The 19,605-nt window shown below is 29.1% G+C and carries 15 protein-coding genes; 12 read left to right on the top strand and 3 right to left on the bottom strand.

Annotated features, from left to right (window positions below):
* The first annotated feature begins 3 nt into the window (after nt 1-3).
* The 3 genes from TICRE_RS03735 to TICRE_RS03725 all read left to right on the top strand — a co-directional run bounded on the left by TICRE_RS03735 (nt 4) and on the right by TICRE_RS03725 (nt 3,628).
* Nucleotides 4-1,263, top strand: a complete 1,260-nt coding sequence (locus tag TICRE_RS03735) for a murein hydrolase activator EnvC family protein (RefSeq protein ID WP_075725686.1) — start codon at nt 4-6, stop codon at nt 1,261-1,263.
* A gap of 97 nt (nt 1,264-1,360) precedes the next feature.
* Nucleotides 1,361-2,590 (top strand): S41 family peptidase, encoded by a 1,230-nt coding sequence (locus tag TICRE_RS03730; protein ID WP_075725280.1) that lies wholly within the window; start codon nt 1,361-1,363, stop codon nt 2,588-2,590.
* Nucleotides 2,591-2,617: 27 nt separating this feature from the next.
* Entirely contained in the window at nt 2,618-3,628 is a 1,011-nt protein-coding gene (locus tag TICRE_RS03725) for a PDZ domain-containing protein (RefSeq protein WP_075725278.1), read from the top strand.
* A gap of 10 nt (nt 3,629-3,638) precedes the next feature.
* On the opposite strand, the gene TICRE_RS03720 is transcribed toward TICRE_RS03725, so the two are convergent.
* Nucleotides 3,639-5,219, bottom strand: a complete 1,581-nt coding sequence (locus tag TICRE_RS03720; RefSeq protein ID WP_075725276.1) for a hypothetical protein — start codon at nt 5,217-5,219, stop codon at nt 3,639-3,641.
* Between the two features lie 128 nt (nt 5,220-5,347).
* On the opposite strand from TICRE_RS03720, the gene uvrB reads away from it, so the two are divergent.
* The 9 genes from uvrB to TICRE_RS03675 all read left to right on the top strand — a co-directional run bounded on the left by uvrB (nt 5,348) and on the right by TICRE_RS03675 (nt 17,251).
* Entirely contained in the window at nt 5,348-7,309 is a 1,962-nt protein-coding gene (uvrB, locus tag TICRE_RS03715) for an excinuclease ABC subunit UvrB (protein WP_075725274.1), read from the top strand.
* A gap of 10 nt (nt 7,310-7,319) precedes the next feature.
* Nucleotides 7,320-10,154, top strand: coding sequence for an excinuclease ABC subunit UvrA (uvrA, locus tag TICRE_RS03710; RefSeq protein WP_075725272.1), 2,835 nt, complete (start codon nt 7,320-7,322; stop codon nt 10,152-10,154).
* A 205-nt stretch (nt 10,155-10,359) separates the two neighbouring features.
* Nucleotides 10,360-10,761, top strand: coding sequence for a DUF2177 family protein (locus TICRE_RS03705; protein WP_075725270.1), 402 nt, complete (start codon nt 10,360-10,362; stop codon nt 10,759-10,761).
* Nucleotides 10,762-10,792: 31 nt separating this feature from the next.
* Nucleotides 10,793-12,580 carry a DAK2 domain-containing protein gene (locus TICRE_RS03700; protein ID WP_075725268.1) on the top strand — a complete coding sequence of 596 codons (1,788 nt, stop codon included), beginning with the start codon at nt 10,793-10,795 and terminating at the stop codon, nt 12,578-12,580.
* A gap of 14 nt (nt 12,581-12,594) precedes the next feature.
* Nucleotides 12,595-13,386, top strand: coding sequence for a DUF1295 domain-containing protein (locus TICRE_RS03695; RefSeq protein ID WP_084191803.1), 792 nt, complete (start codon nt 12,595-12,597; stop codon nt 13,384-13,386).
* An 18-nt stretch (nt 13,387-13,404) separates the two neighbouring features.
* Nucleotides 13,405-14,358, top strand: a complete 954-nt coding sequence (locus tag TICRE_RS03690; RefSeq protein WP_075725264.1) for an NAD(P)-dependent oxidoreductase — start codon at nt 13,405-13,407, stop codon at nt 14,356-14,358.
* 912 nt (nt 14,359-15,270) lie between these two features.
* The gene (locus TICRE_RS03685; protein WP_075725262.1) at nt 15,271-16,113 is read left to right on the top strand and encodes a hypothetical protein; all 843 of its coding nucleotides are present in this window, start codon (nt 15,271-15,273) and stop codon (nt 16,111-16,113) included.
* Nucleotides 16,114-16,355: 242 nt separating this feature from the next.
* Nucleotides 16,356-16,616, top strand: coding sequence for a hypothetical protein (locus TICRE_RS03680; RefSeq protein WP_075725260.1), 261 nt, complete (start codon nt 16,356-16,358; stop codon nt 16,614-16,616).
* Between the two features lie 173 nt (nt 16,617-16,789).
* Complete coding sequence (locus tag TICRE_RS03675) at nt 16,790-17,251, top strand: hypothetical protein (protein WP_075725258.1); 462 nt, start codon at nt 16,790-16,792, stop codon at nt 17,249-17,251.
* A gap of 162 nt (nt 17,252-17,413) precedes the next feature.
* Here TICRE_RS03675 and TICRE_RS03670 read toward each other — a convergent pair whose 3' ends face one another.
* Both TICRE_RS03670 and TICRE_RS03665 read right to left on the bottom strand, forming a co-directional pair.
* Entirely contained in the window at nt 17,414-18,724 is a 1,311-nt protein-coding gene (locus TICRE_RS03670; RefSeq protein ID WP_075725256.1) for a sensor histidine kinase, read from the bottom strand.
* Nucleotides 18,725-18,726: 2 nt separating this feature from the next.
* Entirely contained in the window at nt 18,727-19,452 is a 726-nt protein-coding gene (locus TICRE_RS03665) for a LytR/AlgR family response regulator transcription factor (protein WP_075725254.1), read from the bottom strand.
* Between the last annotated feature and the right edge of the window lie 153 nt (nt 19,453-19,605).

Genomic DNA, 19,605 nt, shown 5'->3' with positions numbered 1-19,605 from the left:
AAAATGCTAAAAAAAGATATTAGAAAGATCTCAACAGTATTACTTACTTCAATGGTTTTATCATTTGGAAGCACAAGCTTTGCAGATAAAGTTCAGGATTTAAAAAAAGAACAAGATGGAATTAAAAATGAGATTAAAACAACTCAAGAAAAGATTAAAAGAGCTCAAAGTGAGTCAAAGAGTGTGGAAGATCAAATTGGAGACCTAGATAGAAAAATGAACAAAGCTTCTATAGAACTTGCAAAAGTAGAAGATGAATTAGAATTAATCCAAAAAAATATAGAAAAGAATTTAAAAGAATTAAAAGAAGCTGAACAAAAACTAATAGAAAAACAAGAAAACTTTGAAGCTAGAATAAAAGTTATGTATGTTAATGGAAATGTAAGTTATTTAGAGCTACTTCTTACTTCTAAAGATATACAGGATTTCTTTTCTAGAAAAGACATGGTACAAGCTATAGCAGAACAAGATAAAGAACTATTAGAAGAGATGAGAGAACAAAAGGATATTATAGAAGAAAAAAAGATAGAATTAGAAGCTCAAAGAGCATCTCTTTCAGCAGCTAAAACAAAACTTGAATCTCGTAAAAAAGATTTACAAACAGCTACTAGAGAAAAAGAAAACCTTATGTCAAGATTACAAGAAGATATAGGTGAGTTTGAAAAAGAATACGATAAACTCAATGATTATGCTATAAGCATTAAAGGAAAAATACTTCAATTACAAGAAGAGCAAAGAGCACGTGAAGAAGCTAAAAGAAGAGAAGAAGAAGCTAAAAAACAAGCTGCATCAAATAGCTCACCTTCAAGTGGTTCATCTCCAGGCTCTTCCTCAAGTAGTTCGTCATCTTCCCAGTCATATACAGGAGGAACAATGGCTTGGCCAGTACCTAGTTCAGGCAGAATAAGTTCTTATTATGGATATAGAATTCATCCTGTACTGCATACTCAGAAACTTCACACAGGGATTGATATAGCAGCTCCAGCGGGAAGTAATGTAGTAGCCGCGTCAAGTGGAACAGTAATATATAGCGGATGGCTAGGGAGTTATGGAATTGCAGTAATGGTAGATCACGGTGGGGGAATAGTTACTCTTTATGCACACAATTCATCATCATCAGTAAGTGTAGGGCAGTCTGTAGAAAGAGGAACTGGAATAGCCAAGGTAGGTAGTACTGGAAGATCTACTGGACCACACAGTCATTTTGAAGTTAGAAAAAATGGAGACTTTGTAGATCCATTGCCATGGATAAAGGGGAATTAATCCCCTTTTTTTTTATTATAAATTAATAGGTATGTGGTATAATATTATAATGCATATAATAAAATAGCTTATAAGCTTAAAACAAGAGGTGAAGTAAATGTCAAAAAAAAGATTGATTGTTTTCTTTGTAATAGTACTTATATTAACAAATATAACAACATTTAGTTTGAGTAATAGCCTTAGTTTACAATTAAACTCTAAAGTTGTAATCCCTAAGACTGATTATGATTATTTAAAATCAACTGCTAAAGAGTTTTCAAAAGTTCAGTTAGTAGAATCACTTATAAAGGAAAGTTATTTAAAGGATGTTGATAATGAAACTTTAAGAGAAGGTCAACTTAAAGGTATTGTTGCATCTTTAGGAGATCCTTATTCTCAATACTTAACAGCAGATGAATACACTGATTTATCTCAGCAAACATCTGGAGAATATGGGGGAATAGGAGTAATAGTTACTCCTGGAGAAGATAATCTTATAACGGTAGTTTCTCCTATAAAAGGAACTCCAGGAGAGGTAGCTGGAATTAAACCAGAAGATAAAATCATAGCCGTAGATGGTAAAGAATTTATGGCAGAAGATATGGATAAGGCAGTAAAAATAATGAAAGGAAAGCCTAAAACAAAGGTAGTTTTAACTATTTTAAGGAAAAATAAAGATGGTTCAAATAAAACATTTGATTTAGATATAGTTAGAGAAAAAATAAGACTTGAAACTGTAAATTCAAGCATAGTAGATGATAATATAGGTTATATAAATATAACTTCTTTTGATGAATTAACATATAAAGACTTTATGAAAGATCTTAAAAAGCTACAAGGAAAAGATGTAAAGGGTCTTATAATTGACCTAAGAAACAATCCTGGAGGGCTTTTAGATGTAACGGCAGATATAGCAGATGAACTTTTAGGAGAAGGAACTATAGTTTATACTGAAACTAAGGGTGGAGAAAAAGAATATTATAAATCTAAACCATCTCAAATAGATATTCCTCTAGTAGTACTAGTAAATGGAGGAAGTGCAAGTGCTTCAGAAATACTTTCAGGAGCTATAAAAGATTATAAAAGAGGAGAACTTATAGGAACTAAAACATTTGGTAAGGGAATAGTTCAAAGAATAAGACCTCTACCTACAAAGGATGGATCGGCGATTAAACTTACAATATCTGAATACTTCACTCCAAATGGAACAAATATACATGGAATAGGTATAGAACCAGATATAGTGGTAGAACTTCCCGAAGATATAAAAGTTATAGGAGTAGAAAACTTAAAAGAAGATACTCAGCTTAAAAAAGCATTAGAAGTTATAAAGGAAAAAATAAAATAAAGAAAATATAAAAAAGGGGATACTAACATGTACGGGCTATATCAAATAGTTTTATTTACTATACTTGATATCGTTAAAGGATTAGTATCTCCTTTTTTTATACTAATAGCTTTAATAATATATTTTCAGTACTATAAAAGAGTTGAAAAACCTATAAAATCTACTATTGTCTCCATTTTTTATGGGATAATTGGAGGGGCTATAGCAACTGTTGTTTTAATATATCTTAGAATATATATTCTTCCATTACAATATATCTATATTCTATCTATTTCACTAGTGCTATCTATGATGGATTCAAGATTTATTTGTTTTTCCTATGGTGGAAGTATTCTCTCCCTTATAAGCTTAATCTTTCATTATCCAGAGATAGATATCTATGAATTAATGATAGTTATATCCCTACTCCATGCTATAGAAGGTCTTTTAATCTTAATAAACGGAAACAGTCAAAAGATGTTTAATATATTTAATATAAAAGGACAAATAAAAGATGGCTATGAATTCAATAGGTTTTGGCCTATACCTTTTGTAATATTTATAGGAGATACAATGATAAAACCATTTTTACTCTTTGCAATTGTAAGTTATGGAGATTTTACAATTGGAAGATCACCTAAGAAAAAATCTTTAGAAACAGCTATCTATTTATTTTTATATAGTTCATTTCTCTTTATTATAACGATGATAAGCCCCTATAAATTTATCCCTCCTATGTTTTCGCTCATAGGACATGAGTTTATAATATTTATAAATAAACATAGAGAAAAGAGAAATTTAAATAGTAAAAAAATGATTATAAAAGGTGTAAATGTAACAGATGTAAGCTATATAGGGATTGGAAGAAAGCTTGGGATTAAAAGAGGTGATGTAATATTAAAGGTAAATCATCTCCAGTTACGAGATAAGAGAGACTTTATAGATTTGTCTTATAAAGATTTTAATAGAGTTAAAATAGAATACTTTAACCATAAAAGAGGACTTATAAAAAAGAGATATATAGGGAAAAAAGCCCCTTTAGGAATAAAAATTTCCTAAAGGGGCTTTTTTAAGGCTTTAAATTTATAAAAGATATAACTTTAGTTTTATTTTCTTTTATATTCATATAAGAATTTATATATAGAATATTTTTATCTGAATTTAAAAATATCTTATCACTTCTTACCGAAGTTACAAATTTCATTTCTTTTTTATCAAGATTATAAATATGAAGCGGATTATCAGAACCAATTTGACTTTTTTCTATAATTCCCAAATTGTCTTTCCACTTTAAAAACGCCTGCACATCCATTTCAGAATGAAAATTTGTAGATTTATCTTCTATATCATAAAACCATAACAAGTTTTTATTTTTCAATGGGTCATTTTTTAAATATCCTATAGTATTATTATTTACAAATAAAGGATTACTACCTTTATCTATAAACAAATTATCTATAAAGTTTTTTGTTATATATATTTCTTTTAAATTATCAATTTCTACAGAAAAGAGAAAGTAATCATTTAAATAGTCGATTTCTTTTATTTCTTTATCAATAGATGTTATATAATTTAAATTGTTAGAAGATATATTCAAATCGTAGACTCCACAAATAGTATCATTTTTACCCACTAAAACTATTGTTTCATTGTTTTTCCAGGTTCCTATAAAAGGGTTTATTTCCTTATCTATATTAGCCTTATACATTTTTAAATCTTTAATTTCTAGAATATAGAGTTGATTGTATTCTAAAGAGGATTCTATTAAAAATGCTTTGTCTTCATCTTCATTAAACTTTAAAGATTTTATCTTATTCTTTGTAGAATATATCTTTTCTTTACTTTCTTTTTGTATATCATAAATCCATAAATCTGTATTAATATCCTCTTTAATAGTTTCTTCTTTTATATACAATATATATTTATTGGGTACATATTCTAGTATAATTCCCTCATCTATTAAAGATGAAACAGTGCTCTTAGAAGATTTAACGATTTTAGCATCTGTAAGATCAATAAGTACATTTAAATTTATTATAGGATTTTCTTTGTTTTCTAAATCTACTACATTTATAAAGTTTAAATTTAAAAAGAGATTATCATTTTTTCTATCAATACTTATATCGGGAAAAGTAGAGGCAGAAATCTTTAAAGATGATTCGATTTTACTTATCGCTTCTCCAATATCAATATTTACCTTGATAGGACTATAATTTTGATTTATAATATTAAAGTTTAAAGTTTCAATATCATTGGGGGTTAAATCATCGAAATGTATTAGAGCTTGAGGAACAACTATTTCTGGGTTTGTATCTTTATTTTCATTTTGGACATAAATATTTATATTACTATGATCTTTTTCTATTTTTTCTATTTCTATTCCAGATGATTCCACTATTCCAAGAGATAAGAGAATAGTAGCATCTAATCCATTTGTTATAACTTCTACACCTGGATCTATAGATTGATAACTTTTAGATAGGGTAATCTTATCTATAGTATACTTTAATTTGGTGACATCATCACTATGAGAAATAACTCTACCACTAGGATTATCTTTATATAAGAGAGGACTTACCTCCTGAGAGTTACAAGCTGTAAAAACTGATATAATAAGTAACATCATAATAATAAGTAAAAAACGTTTCATAAAATCACACTCCTTAATCTATTTTATAATAAATTGAAGGTTTTCTCAAGGAATAAATATTTATTTTGACTTTTATGAAAGATACTATATAATATAATAATGAACAAATGTTCAAATGAGGTGAAATTATGAATAAATTTAAGATAAGTTCAAACTTTAAACCAACAGGAGATCAACCTGAAGCAATAGAAAAACTAGTCGATGGAATAAATAATAATTTAAAGCACCAGACTCTTCTTGGAGTTACAGGCTCTGGAAAGACCTTTACTATGGCAAATATAATTGAAAGAACTCAAAAGCCTACTTTGGTCATAGCTCACAACAAGACTCTTGCATATCAACTTGCAAGTGAATTTAAAGAATTCTTCCCAGATAGTGCGGTAGAATATTTTGTAAGTTTTTATGATTACTATCAGCCAGAAGCATATGTAGCACATACCGACACTTATATAGCCAAAGACTCATCTGTAAATGATGAGATAAATAAGCTTCGTCACTCAGCTACTGCCGCTTTATTTGAAAGGCGTGATGTAATAGTAGTAGCTTCTGTTTCTTGCATCTATGGATTAGGAGACCCTATAGATTATAAAAATCTAATGGTATCTTTAAGACCAGGAATGATAAAAGATAGAGATGAAGTCATGAAAAAACTTATAGAAATTCAATATATGAGAAATGATATAAACTTTGTAGCAGGTACATTTAGAGTTCGAGGAGACGTACTTGAAATATTTCCTGCTTCCTCTAGTGAAAACACAGTTAGAATAGAATTCTTTGGAGATGAAATAGAAAGAATTGTTGAAGTAAATCATTTAACAGGAGAGGTAATAGGATATAGAAATCATGTGGCAATTTTCCCCGCCTCCCACTATGCAACAACAGAAGATAAAGTAAAGAGAGCACTTATAACTATTGAAGAAGAACTAGAAGAGAGACTAAAAGAGTTAAGGGATAAAGATAAACTTGTAGAAGCTCAAAGACTTGAACAAAGAACTAGATATGATATGGAAATGCTTGAAGAGATGGGATTTTGTTCAGGGATTGAAAACTATTCAAGGCATTTAAGTGGAAGAGCAGCTGGAAGCAAACCCTATACATTAATAGACTATTTTCCAGAGGATTTCTTAATAATAACTGATGAATCACATGTTACAATTCCTCAAATAGGTGCAATGTATGAAGGCGATAGATCAAGAAAGATGAATCTGGTAGAATATGGTTTTAGACTGCCATCAGCACTGGACAATAGACCTTTAAAGTTTACAGAATTTGAAGGACTTGTAAATCAAATACTCTATGTATCAGCAACACCTGGAAAATATGAATTAGCTCACACACAAAGGACAGTAGAACAGATTATAAGACCTACTGGGCTTCTTGACCCTATTATAGATATAAGACCTATAAACCACCAAGTAGATGATCTTGTAGAAGAGATAAGAAAGACTATAGAAAACAATGAAAGAACTCTTGTTACAACTCTCACTAAGAAGATGGCAGAAGATTTAACAAAATACTTTAAAGAGATAGGTATAAAGGTAAACTATCTTCATTCTGATGTAGTTACTATGGAGAGAATGGAGATAATAAGGGATTTACGCCTTGGTAAATATGATGTAATAATAGGAATAAACCTTTTAAGAGAAGGTCTTGACCTTCCCGAAGTATCCCTTATAGCTATACTTGATGCTGATAAAGAAGGGTTCCTTCGTTCGGAGACTTCACTTATTCAGACAGTAGGAAGGGCTGCAAGAAATGTAAATGGTAGAGTAATAATGTATGCAGATAGAATCACCAACTCTATGCAAAAGGCAATATCGGAAACTGAAAGAAGAAGAGAAATTCAAAATGAATATAACAAAGAACACAATATAACTCCTACTACTATAAATAAAGCTATAAGAGATGTAATAGAGGCAACTATCGTGGCAGAAGAAAAGATAGAATATAATGATAGTTTTTCAAAAGATGAGATAGAGTCTATGATAATAGGACTAGAAGGGGCTATGATGAAAGCAGCTGAAGAACTAGACTTTGAAAAAGCAGCTGAAATAAGGGATAAGATGATAGAACTTAAGAAGATGTTATAGAGGTGAAAAAATGTTAAAAGATAAGATAATAATTAAAGGTGCTAAAGAAAACAATTTAAAAAATGTGAGTCTAGAAATCCCCCGAGATAAATTTATAGTTTTTACAGGATTAAGTGGATCAGGAAAGTCTTCACTTGCCTTTGACACAATTTATGCAGAGGGGCAGAGAAGATATGTAGAGAGTTTATCTAGTTATGCTAGACAGTTCTTAGGGCAGATGGATAAGCCAGATGTAGAATATATAGAAGGACTATCTCCTTCTATATCAATAGACCAAAAGACAACTAGTAAAAATCCAAGGTCTACAGTTGGAACTGTTACAGAAATCTATGACTATTTAAGACTACTCTATGCAAGAATAGGAACACCTTATTGTTACAACTGTGGTAAAGAGATAAGTAGTCAAACAGTAGACCAAATGGTAGATAAAATTATGGAATTTCCTGATAGAACTAGACTCCAAATCCTAGCACCTATAGTTAGAGGTAAAAAGGGAGAACATACAAAGCTGCTTGAAACGATAAAAAAGGAAGGCTTTGTGCGTCTTATAATAGATGGAGAGGCTATTGAAATAAGTGATGATATAAACTTAGAAAAAAACAAGAAACATACTATAGAGGTAGTAGTTGATAGAATAATTGTAAAAGAAGGAGTAGAGGGAAGACTTAGTGATTCTCTAGAAACAGCACTAAAACTAGGAGAAGGACTGGTACTTGTAGATATAATAGATGGAGAAAAAGTAATGTTTAGTCAAAAACTTTCCTGCCCAGATTGCAATATATCTATGGAAGAACTAGAACCAAGACTATTTTCCTTTAACAGTCCATTTGGAATGTGTATGACATGTAATGGACTTGGATTTTACAAAGAGATAGATCCAGATCTTGTAATACCAAATAGAGATTTAAGTATAGATGAAGGAGGTATAGCACCTTTTTCAAGCTCCTCTGATGGAACTTATTATTATGAAATATTTAAAGCTATAGCAGAAGAAAACAGCTTTAGTATGAAAACACCATTAAAAGAAGCACCTAAAAAGTTTTTAGATGAACTTCTCTACGGTATAAATAGAGTTATCTCCTTTAAATTTGATAGTAGATATGAAGGAATGAAAAACTTTAGAGGGACTTTTGAAGGCATAATCCCAAATCTTGAAAGAAGATATAGATCTACTGCATCTGATTATATGAGGGGTAAGATAGACTCCTTTATGGCTGAAACTCCTTGTCCTACATGTCATGGAGATAGACTTAAAAAAGAAGTTTTATCTGTAAGGATAGATGGACTAAATATTATAGAAACTACAAATCTTTCTATCACAAAATCAATTGAGTTTTTTAGTACATTAGAACTTACACAAACTGAAAAGATAATAGGAGAACAGATCTTAAAAGAGATAAACGAAAGACTTTGGTTTTTAGAAGATGTAGGACTTGGTTATCTTACATTATCCAGGATGGCAGGAACTCTATCCGGTGGAGAGAGTCAAAGGATAAGACTTGCAACGCAGATAGGTTCAAGTCTTGTTGGAGTGGTCTATGTTTTAGATGAGCCAAGCATTGGACTTCATCAAAGAGACAATGAAAAACTTTTAAAAACACTAAGAAACTTAACCGAGCTTGGAAACACACTTATAGTTGTAGAACATGATGAAGATACTATGTATGAGGCCGACTGCATAGTAGATATTGGACCAGGTGCTGGGATTCATGGGGGATATATAGTAGCTCAAGGAACAGTTGAAGATATAAAAGCTAATCCAAATTCTATAACGGGACAGTATCTTTCACACAAGCTTGAAATAGAAGTTCCTTTGGATCGAAAAACCCCAAATGGAAAATGGATAGAGATAATAGGAGCAAAAGAAAATAATTTAAAAGATATAGATGTAAAGATTCCTCTAGGACTTTTCACCGTTATAACTGGAGTATCAGGTTCTGGTAAGAGTTCACTTATAAATCAGATTTTATATAAATCATTAGCTCAAAAGGTAAATGGAGCTAAAGTAAGACCTGGAATCCATAAGGCGATAAAGGGCTTAGAAAATATAGACAAAGTAATAGCAATAGATCAAAGTCCAATAGGACGAACTCCTCGATCTAATCCTGCAACTTATACTGGTGTATTTGATGATATAAGAGACATTTTTGCAATGACCAATGAGTCTAAGATGCGTGGGTATAAAAAAGGAAGATTTAGTTTCAATGTGAAGGGCGGAAGATGTGAAGCTTGTAAGGGTGATGGAATACTAAAAGTTGAAATGCACTTTTTACCTGATGTCTATGTTCCATGCGAAGTATGTCATGGAAAGAGATACAATAGAGAAACTCTGCAAGTAAAGTATAAAGATAAGACAATAGCAGATATATTAGATATGACAGTAGAAGAAGGACTAAGTTTTTTTGAAAATATTCCAAAGATAAAGAGAAAACTTCAGACTCTATTTGATGTTGGACTCTCCTATATAAAGATAGGGCAACCCTCAACAGAGCTTTCAGGAGGAGAAGCCCAAAGGATAAAACTTGCAACTGAACTCTCCAAGAGATCCACTGGTAAAACTATCTATATCTTGGATGAACCTACAACGGGACTTCATTCAGCAGATATTCACAAATTAGTAGAAGTTTTAAATAAATTAGTAGAAGGTGGAAATAGCATTATAGTTATAGAACACAATCTAGATGTAATAAAAACTGCCGACTACGTAATAGACTTAGGACCTGAAGGTGGAGATCAGGGAGGAGACATTGTTGCGATGGGAACTCCAGAAGAAATAGCTAAAAATAAAAATTCTTACACAGGAAAGTTTTTAAAAAAGGTATTAGAAAATAGTAAAAAAAGATAGAAAAACCACAAAAAACTTTGTTATATTAAAGTTTTTTGTGGTTTTTATTATTGTTTAATTAAAAACGTAAATTAGGGGTAAAAATGACATATAAACACAAAACAATTTAACAAAAGATATACAAGGTAGTTTTAATTGCAAGGGGCAGTAAAATATGAAGATAATTATCTTCATATTTTACTTTTAATGAAAGGAGATAAGAACTATGGAAATTATAAAACATTATATAGTAACTTTTTTAGTGTTTTTTGCTATAGATATAGTTTGGTTAGGTATTGTAGCTAAAAAATTATATAAAGAAAACCTAAGCCATCTTATGGCAGATAGTACAAATTGGACTGCGGCTATAATATTTTATGCGCTTTTTATAGGTGGATTAATATTCTTTGCAATAAATCCTGCACTTAAAAAAGATAGTATAATCTATGCAATTTCAATAGGAGCATTGTTTGGATTTATGACATATGCAACTTATGATATGACTAATTTAGCAACATTAAAAGATTGGCCTTTAAAGATAACTATAATAGACATTATATGGGGCACAACTTTAAATGCACTTACTGCAGGGATAAGTTTTTATATTATAAAACTTATTGACAAATAGATTTAAAATCCATTTTGAAGGGTGATAAGCTATGAAATTTACTCAAATAAACGGTGAAAATATTTACTATGGATTTGTTTCAGGAGCAAATGAAGTTATAAAGCAAAAATTAGAACTAAACAGAATAAATGTATTTCCAATAGCAGATGGAGATACTGGTAGCAATCTAGCGTATACTATGAACGCTATTATAGAAAATGCAAATATAGAAAATTCTCCTAAAAAAACCCTTGGATCAATTGCAGATGCAGCACTTGTAGGTGCAAGAGGAAACTCTGGAATCATATTTGCTCAATTTGTAAATGGAATGTATATGGAATTAGAAGATAAAGACGATATTGAAGTAGTGGATTTTGCAAACTCTGTAAAAAAAGCAGGAGAATACGCTTATAATGCAATATCAAATCCTGTAGAAGGTACTATGATAACAGTTATAAATGATTGGGCTAACTCACTTTGTCTGTTAGGAGGAACTATAAAAGACTTTAGTGAACTATTTACACACTCTTTAAAAGTAGCATTAAAGAGTTTAAGCCAGACACCTGAAAAATTAAAAGTATTGAGAGATGCAAATGTAGTAGATTCAGGAGCGAAGGGATTTGTTCACTTTATAGAAGGGTTTTTAAACTTTATTAAAACTGGTGAAATACAAAATTTAAAGATCCTTATAGATAAAATAGACTTTAAAGCAACAAATGTTCATGTTCATGAGAACTTCGATCTAAATTATAGATATTGCAGCGAAGCACTTTTACAAGGAAAAGATTTAGATATTAAAAAAATAAAAAAAGAAATAGATAATTTAGGAGATTCTTTAATCTTGGCAGGAAATAAAAACAAAGTTAGGATTCACATCCATACAAGTAAACCCGAAGAACTTTTCTTTAAAATTCGCAACTATGGAAATACAATTTTTCAAAAAGTAGAAGATATGAAAAGACAATATGAATCCATATATGATAGGAAAAGTGAAATAGCACTTGTAACTGACTCGATAGCAGATCTCCCTAAAGAGCTTATGGACAAGCACCAAATTCATCTACTTCCTTTAAATATAATCATAGAAGATACAAACTATTTTGATAAAGTTACTATATCATCAAGTCATTTTTATGAACTTATGGATAAACTAGAAAATTATCCTTCATCTTCCCAACCTACTTTAAAAGAAGCAGAAAAGATATTAAAAGAACTATCAGCTCATTATAAATTTATAATAGTAATAACTGTATCAAGTAAAATGAGTGGAACTTATGAAGTTCTTAAAAAGGCTAGTGAAAACCTAAAAAAAGATGGAACAAGTATAGAAGTTATAGATTCAAAGCTCAACTCTGGTGGGCAGGGGCTTGTAGTGTTAAAGGCAGCTGAAGAAATAGCAAACGGGAAAAGTTTTGATGAAGTTATAGAAAGTGTAAAAGATACAAGAGAAAAGACAGATATATTTGTAAGTGTACCAACTCTTAAATATATGCTAAAATCAGGACGTATAGGAAAGGCACAAGCAATAGCAGCTAATATTGTAAATTTAAAGCCAGTAGTCTCCATTGATGAAAATGGAGATGGTATAATAATAGGAAAAGCATTTAGTGAAAAAGGAAACACAAGAAAAATTGAAGATTTGATAAAAGAAATAATGAAAAAGGGCAACATTGACAAATACTCACTTGTCCATGCAAATAGAGATGAAAGAGTAAATGAGTTTAAGGAATACTATACAAAATTGATAGGAAAAGAACCAGAATATATAATGGAGATATCGACTATAGTTGCAATGAATGCTGGTATTGGTTCTGTTGCTATATCTGTCAGTACAAAATAAAGGGGTGAAAAATGATGATAAATGTATATATAGGAACTGTGATTTCATTATGGGTATTTTTTACAATTGTATTTTTCATAGCACAAGCTAAAAAGAACAATGGGTTACAAGATATTGCTTGGGGAGGTGGATTTATAGTTGTAGCATTATATAGCTACTTCTTCTCGAATACAGAATCTTTAAATGGATCAGTTATAACTATACTTGTATTACTATGGGGAGGAAGACTTGCGTATCATCTATTTAGGAGAAACTGGAATAGTAAAGAAGATAGAAGATATGTTACTATGAGAAAAGGATGGGAAGATGAAGGGAAAAATGTTGCAGTAGCAGCTTATTTAAGAGTTTTTATGCTTCAGATGCTACTTTTAATAATTATAGTTCAGCCAGTATTTCTTGCAAACACAAGACCTGGAAATGGACTAAAACTTATAAACTATATAGGGATAGCAGTTTGGATAGTTGGCTACTTCTTTGAAGTTGTTGGAGACGCCCAGCTTAAAAAGTTTAAGGCTGATAAGAGTAATAAGGGAAAACTTATGACAGAAGGTCTTTGGGCTTACACAAGGCATCCAAATTATTTTGGGGAAGCAACTATGTGGTGGGGAATCTTTTTAATATCACTAGTTGAACCTATATCATTTATTGGAATAATAGGACCAGTAGCTATAAATTTCTTGCTATTAAAGGTTTCTGGAGTACCACTTCTAGAAAAGAAATATGAAGGTAGACCTGATTTTGAAGAATATAAGCAAAGAACTAATAAATTTATACCAATGCCACCAAAAAAACATTTAAATATTTAAATAAGAAAGGTGAAGATATTGAAAATAACAGTGCTTGAACCACTTGGAGTTGAAAAAGAAAAATTAGAGGAAATAGCTAGACCATTAATAGAAAAAGGACATACATTAGAGATATTTGAAGAGAAATCTACTGATATAGAAGAGTTAAAAAGAAGAGTAAAAGATACAAATATACTAGTTATAGCAAATTCTCCACTTAAAGGAGAAGTTATAAAAGCAGCTAGTGACCTAGAAATGATTTCAGTTGCATTTACTGGAGTTGACCATGTAGACTTAGATATAGCAAAAGAAAATGATATCTTAGTTTCTAATGCAGCAGGATATAGCACCCCAGCAGTAGTTGAACTTACCTTTGGACTTATGATAGGCATTTTAAGGAATGTCGTACCACTCCACAAAGTAACTCGTGAAGGTGGAACTATGGAAGGGTTTAGACAAAGAGAACTCCATGGTAGAACTTTAGGTATACTTGGAACAGGCGACATTGGAGGAGATGTAGCAAAGGTAGCTATTGCCTTTGGTATGAAAGTTATAGCTTTTAATAGAAGTGAGAATGAAGAACTAAAGAATCTTGGAGTAGAGTATATGAGTATGGAAGATGTATTTAAAACAAGTGATATAGTTACAATCCATCTACCACTAAACGATAAAACTAGAGGAATAGTAGATCAAAGATATCTTAATATGTTGAAAAAAGATGCAATACTAATAAATGCAGCTAGAGGCCCCATTATAGATAACAATGCACTAGCTAAGGCTTTAAATGAAGAAAAGATTTCTGGATCAGGTATAGATGTATTTGATATGGAACCGCCTATTCCTAGTGACTATCCACTATTAAATGCTAAAAATACAGTATTAACTCCTCATATTGCATATGCAAGTGAAGAGGCTATGGTAAGAAGAGCAGGGATAGTATTTAAAAATATAGAAAAGTTTCTAGAAGGAAATCCTCAAAATGTAATAATTTAAATAAAGCACCAAGTGATATTATCATTTGGTGCTTTATCTATATACATAAAAATGAAGAGGTAATCTCCTTTTTATTTTTTAGTATTTCTTAGTAGAAATTTTATAATCCATGTTATTATAAATAATAGTATTAATGTAGAAATTATTCTAATATCTGTAGTTTTAGGATTTACTAATGTATTCTTAATAAATACAAAAAATGTAATTGTAAATATAATTAAAATTAATAATATGCTCTGTATTATATTTATTAGTTTTGTGATGACCATGCTGTATTACCTCGACAAATGATTTTCTTTAATTCTAGTGTAAAGTTTTTATTGTCTTCACAAATTGCTATATTAAACATGAAATCCCTCCTCAAATTACCGCTCAGACCAAAAAAAGACCACTTAAACCAAAATCTAACAAAGTCTAAGTTATACATGATATTATTATTATAACAGAAGGAGATAAAAATTAAAGTGATAAGTAAACTTATTACATCTTACGCTTAGTACTAGTATATAAATATGATAAGATATAAAAATGGTGATTGTTAAAGAGTTAATATATTAGAAAACTAAATGTTCTATAGATGTATATCAAGGAATAACAACTAAAGCTTCGATTACAGCAAATTTATAGCAGTATAAAGTGGATAGAAGGATAAATATAAGAATCTTTACACAAAAATTTAATTCTCACCGGACATCTTTAAGTGAAAGCATATAATAACTCTTCTGTTGAAACAAAAATTATAACAAGTAAAGTTATAAAGAATTGATAGGATAGTAATGTTTTGTAATTTTCATATAATTCAATATTGAATGGGAGGCGATGTTATATGGGAAATGGAATTTGAATTATGATTATAATCGTTATTTATCATGTAAAACTAAACATATCTAATTTGAAAGGGGATAGGATGTTATGAAAACAAAGTCAGGATTAAGGTGTTTTATAATGATTTGTTGTATTTTTAGTCTATCGTTTACGGGACTTGTAAATGCAGAAGGCACAATGGAAATGGAACCAAGATTATTATCGGAAACTGTAATTAATGAACTTGAGTTAGTTGAAGAACTAAAAAGCATGGATGATGCAGAATTAGTAGATATGGGTTTTACAGAACTAGAAGTTAAAGAAGTTAAAAATATAGATATTGAGGAAAAGATAAGAGAAAGAATAAAAAACCATACTGAATCAGAATTAAAGGATATGGGATATAATAGTGATCAATTAGAAATAATGAAGAATTTTAATGGTGAAGACTATCAAATAGAAGCACTATCAAGCACATTAACATTATCTGTTTATAAAGCAGCATCTGGTGTTTCTAATACCTACTCGTACTTAAACATGTTAGTAGATTGGAGTTGGAACGTAATGCCAGTATTCACAAAAACTGACGCATTAGCATTTTCATGGAGCAAAGGATATAGTTCTGGAAGTGGCTCTGATAATTTGGTAAGATATGTATATCTTGATAAAACAAAATATAAAACCTATAATATTAGTGGGAAAGTTCCAGGAAGTGGATGTGACTTTAAATTTCCCCTAACACATCCAGATGATGCTAGATATGTAGGAAAGTCAGGAACAGCACATTTATATCTTTATGACAACTCGAGAATATCTAACGCAGAGGTTTTGGTTAAATATGGACATAAGTATTTGACTGGAAATATATCCGTTACATACCCTGGTGGTGTATCTATAGTATTTGGTAGCGGGGTAAACGAAACTGTAAAATGGTATAACTATAAAGAATAATGATAAAGTTTGTAGCGCTCACATAATTATCTAAACTGGGGATTAATTTATATATCCTTTGGTAAGATTGTTTGTATTTATCCTTAACTTTATAGAGTACATTATTATAAATAACTTCTTTTCTAATGATGTTGTTAAAGGGTGTGTTTTATAATCATAATAATTATAAAACACACCTAAATAATTATTAAATTATAGCAAACATTTTAAATAAAACGTTAATATTTTTAAGGGAGGATAATATGAAAAAGATTTTAGGAACACTAGTTACATTTTTTTTATTAATGACTGTAGGAGCTGGAATTTGGATTGTATTATTTAGGAGCTTTCTTCAAGGAGGTGCGGAACAAGAGTACCTATATCCTATTTATGGTGGAATTGTATTACTATCAGGCTTAATTGCTGGATGTACTGTCATAATTATCGAAGAACTTAAAGAAGTAAAAACTATGTTGTTAGAAAAGGGTGGACAAGTAAATGATATCAATAATAATATACAATAGTTAAAAATTTATTTATTTTATTATGGCACATCATTTACAAAGTCTCATTATTTTACTTTATAAACTATAGTATTTTTTAATTTCTAAAAAACAAGTACAAATTAGAAAATAAGTATATAGTGATAGTATAGAAATCGGTTAACATATTATATCTTAAAGGAGAATTTCTATTTATGAAAAATAACAATTGGCTTAAATATTCAGGGTATATATTATTGATAGCTGCATTAATATATTTAGATGGGTATGTAGAAAAACAACAATATATATATCAAAGAGAAACATTTAATTTAAGTTTTGTTTATTTTGCAATATCTATGATTATTAAAATAAGTATAGGCTTATTATTAGGTTTAGAATATATAATTAAGGAGATAAGGAAAGAAGGAAATTGGAAAATTAATTTATCTAAAATAATCTTGATGGTAATACCATCTTTATATTTCTCAATGAGTTATCTCTTTATGTATTTATATAATGATAATTTAATATATAGAATATTAACATACCCTGGTTTTATATTTATACAAAATGGTTCTGGTTTTGTCTTTGTATTTCAATTAGTACTTGGATATTCACTTATTACAAGTTTTTATAAACAATCGAAAGGCATTAAAAAAGAAACTATAACTTAATAACTCCTCTATTGGAGGAGCAATTGGATTAATATTAGGATTCTCATTAAATTTTTTAATTAAGACAGATAGTATGACAGCTGTATTAACTATGATTTTTGGTATGGTTATAGGCTCAATAATTGACTCTAGGAGAAATAAAAAGTAAATTGATAGTATTAATTAAAATGTTAAATATCTTAAAGGTAGTACTATGGTCACAGAGTATTCATTATCACCTTTATCTATATCAATGTAGCCATCATATTTTTCTACAATATCTCTTACAATCCTAAGCCCATATCCTTTTTGAATATATTCTTTTTTATTTAAAAAAAGTTTTTTATTAAAGGAACTATTAGATTCATCATAATTATTTTTAATTTTATAATATAAAAAGTTTCCATCTGGATACAATTGTAAATAGATATATTTATTCTCTAAATTGCTATTTAAACAGGCTTCAATAGAATTATCTATAGTATTAAATAGAATAGAACTTAAATCTAAATCATCCATATTTAATTTTGGTGGGGCTATTACTTTTATGTTAAATATAATGTTGTGTGAAATTGCCTCTAAGTATTTATCATTTAAAATTATATCAATTAACTTGTTTCCAGAATTTATTTTATTGGGAATACTTTCAATCTGGTTTTTAAGAGCGTTAATATAATCAATGCTCTTATTGCTTTCCAAATCATTCATTTTCTCCAAAGTTTTAATGTGATTATTTATATCATGCCACATCTTAGATAGAGAGTCTTCTCTTTTCTCAGCATTTATAATAAACTTTTTATAAGATTTATTATAAATTTTTCTTGTTGTTTTCTTTTGAAGGCCTATATAAAAGTTATTAGCTGAAAAATATATTATAAGTATACTTAGATTTATAAATAATATAAGGAGACAAATTATAAATAAGATGAACTGTATATTTTTAGAAACCGTATTTAAAGCCGCATTAAATAATAAAAGCATAGAGGTAATAGATAAGAGTATTATCAATATTAAAATATAATTAAGGTACCTTGGAAGTATAACCTTTTTAAGTGAAAAACTTCTTTTAACTATAGAAAATATAATTATAGCTAAAAACTCACTTATTATCCCTAAAAATAGATATGAGTATATATAGGTTGATTCTATAGTTTCTAAATTTATATATAGAATATTTGAAAGAAAAAGAGTGACTAAAAGTTCTGATACAATTATTATAAAATAATAGAGTATAACGAGTAGTATTCTTTCATAAAATCTTATTTTATATAAAAATGTTATTAAAAATAGCATTATAGAAATAAGAATTACTTTAATATAAGTAGCTATTCCTAAGAAAGTAAGTATGTGAGATACAATAACTATACTTATTATTGCAATTATATCAAACAATTTATAATCTTTGCCTTTTCTAAACACCGATAGTAAGCCTATAAAAATAAATGCATGTATAATAGTAAATATAAGGCTTATTATAGTATTGGGATTATACATATCTATTCCTCTCTTTTAGAAGCAATAAATTTATAAAACTCTTGTTTAAAATCATTACTTCTTCTTCTTGCTATATATATAACTGCATCATTAGATAAAATTATTTTATCATCTTTAAAATCCCTCACATGATTTAAATTTATTACTACACCTCTATAGACTTCATAAAAGTAATTTTCTATTAAGTTAAAAGGAATATCTTTTAAAGAGCGATAATTTGAAATATGTTTTTTATCTTCTGTATTCAATATAAGTTTTCTATTTAATACTTCAAAATATAAGATATCATGTAGTTTAAAATAAATTTCTTCATCGCCTATAGAAAATAAATAAGACTTAGTTAAGTAATCTAATTTTTTAATTAATAGTTCTAAAATGTTATCTATTTCTTTATGAAAATAATCTTTTCTAATAAAATGAAATATATTTAAGTTTAAAGCTTCATATACCTTTTCATTTAAGTATGTAATAAATATAAATATTGAGTCTTCATCTAAGTATCTAATATTTTTGGCTACTTCTATCCCATCTACTCCTGGAAGTTCTATATCAAAAAATATAATATCGTATCTTTCCCCTAAGTCAAATATATTATGAAGAATATCTTCTCCAGAATAAAATATTTGGATTTTACATTTTAAATTATAATTAAGAAACTTTCTATAAATAGTTTTATTCAGTTCTAAAGCAAAATTTTTATCATCTTCACAAATGGCTATATTAAACATAAAATCCCCCCTAAAATTACCGCTTATAGCTCGTTGCAGAACTCTGTAGCGAGCTATTTTACTGCATTTCAATCTATTGAAATGGCTGGGATTCCCCCGATTTTGGGTATATATACAGTATCAAGTTGTTTATAACTCAAAACGGAAATTGAA

The organism is Tissierella creatinophila DSM 6911 (assembly GCF_001940565.1).
Lineage (GTDB): Bacteria > Bacillota > Clostridia > Tissierellales > Tissierellaceae > Tissierella_A > Tissierella_A creatinophila.
Note: the sequence above shows the minus strand (reverse complement) of the source record. Positions and strands in the feature narration are given on the sequence as shown.

What these genes read in the sequence shown, in the direction of transcription:
- TICRE_RS03735 (WP_075725686.1), top strand. Translation starts at nt 4, where the DNA reads ATGCTAAAAAAAGATATTAGAAAGATCTCAACAGTATTACTTACTTCA.
- TICRE_RS03730 (WP_075725280.1), top strand. Translation starts at nt 1,361, where the DNA reads ATGTCAAAAAAAAGATTGATTGTTTTCTTTGTAATAGTACTTATATTA.
- TICRE_RS03725 (WP_075725278.1), top strand. Translation starts at nt 2,618, where the DNA reads ATGTACGGGCTATATCAAATAGTTTTATTTACTATACTTGATATCGTT.
- TICRE_RS03720 (WP_075725276.1), bottom strand. Translation starts at nt 5,219, where the DNA reads ATGAAACGTTTTTTACTTATTATTATGATGTTACTTATTATATCAGTT.
- uvrB (WP_075725274.1), top strand. Translation starts at nt 5,348, where the DNA reads ATGAATAAATTTAAGATAAGTTCAAACTTTAAACCAACAGGAGATCAA.
- uvrA (WP_075725272.1), top strand. Translation starts at nt 7,320, where the DNA reads ATGTTAAAAGATAAGATAATAATTAAAGGTGCTAAAGAAAACAATTTA.
- TICRE_RS03705 (WP_075725270.1), top strand. Translation starts at nt 10,360, where the DNA reads ATGGAAATTATAAAACATTATATAGTAACTTTTTTAGTGTTTTTTGCT.
- TICRE_RS03700 (WP_075725268.1), top strand. Translation starts at nt 10,793, where the DNA reads ATGAAATTTACTCAAATAAACGGTGAAAATATTTACTATGGATTTGTT.
- TICRE_RS03695 (WP_084191803.1), top strand. Translation starts at nt 12,595, where the DNA reads ATGATAAATGTATATATAGGAACTGTGATTTCATTATGGGTATTTTTT.
- TICRE_RS03685 (WP_075725262.1), top strand. Translation starts at nt 15,271, where the DNA reads ATGAAAACAAAGTCAGGATTAAGGTGTTTTATAATGATTTGTTGTATT.
- TICRE_RS03680 (WP_075725260.1), top strand. Translation starts at nt 16,356, where the DNA reads ATGAAAAAGATTTTAGGAACACTAGTTACATTTTTTTTATTAATGACT.
- TICRE_RS03675 (WP_075725258.1), top strand. Translation starts at nt 16,790, where the DNA reads ATGAAAAATAACAATTGGCTTAAATATTCAGGGTATATATTATTGATA.
- TICRE_RS03670 (WP_075725256.1), bottom strand. Translation starts at nt 18,724, where the DNA reads ATGTATAATCCCAATACTATAATAAGCCTTATATTTACTATTATACAT.
- TICRE_RS03665 (WP_075725254.1), bottom strand. Translation starts at nt 19,452, where the DNA reads ATGTTTAATATAGCCATTTGTGAAGATGATAAAAATTTTGCTTTAGAA.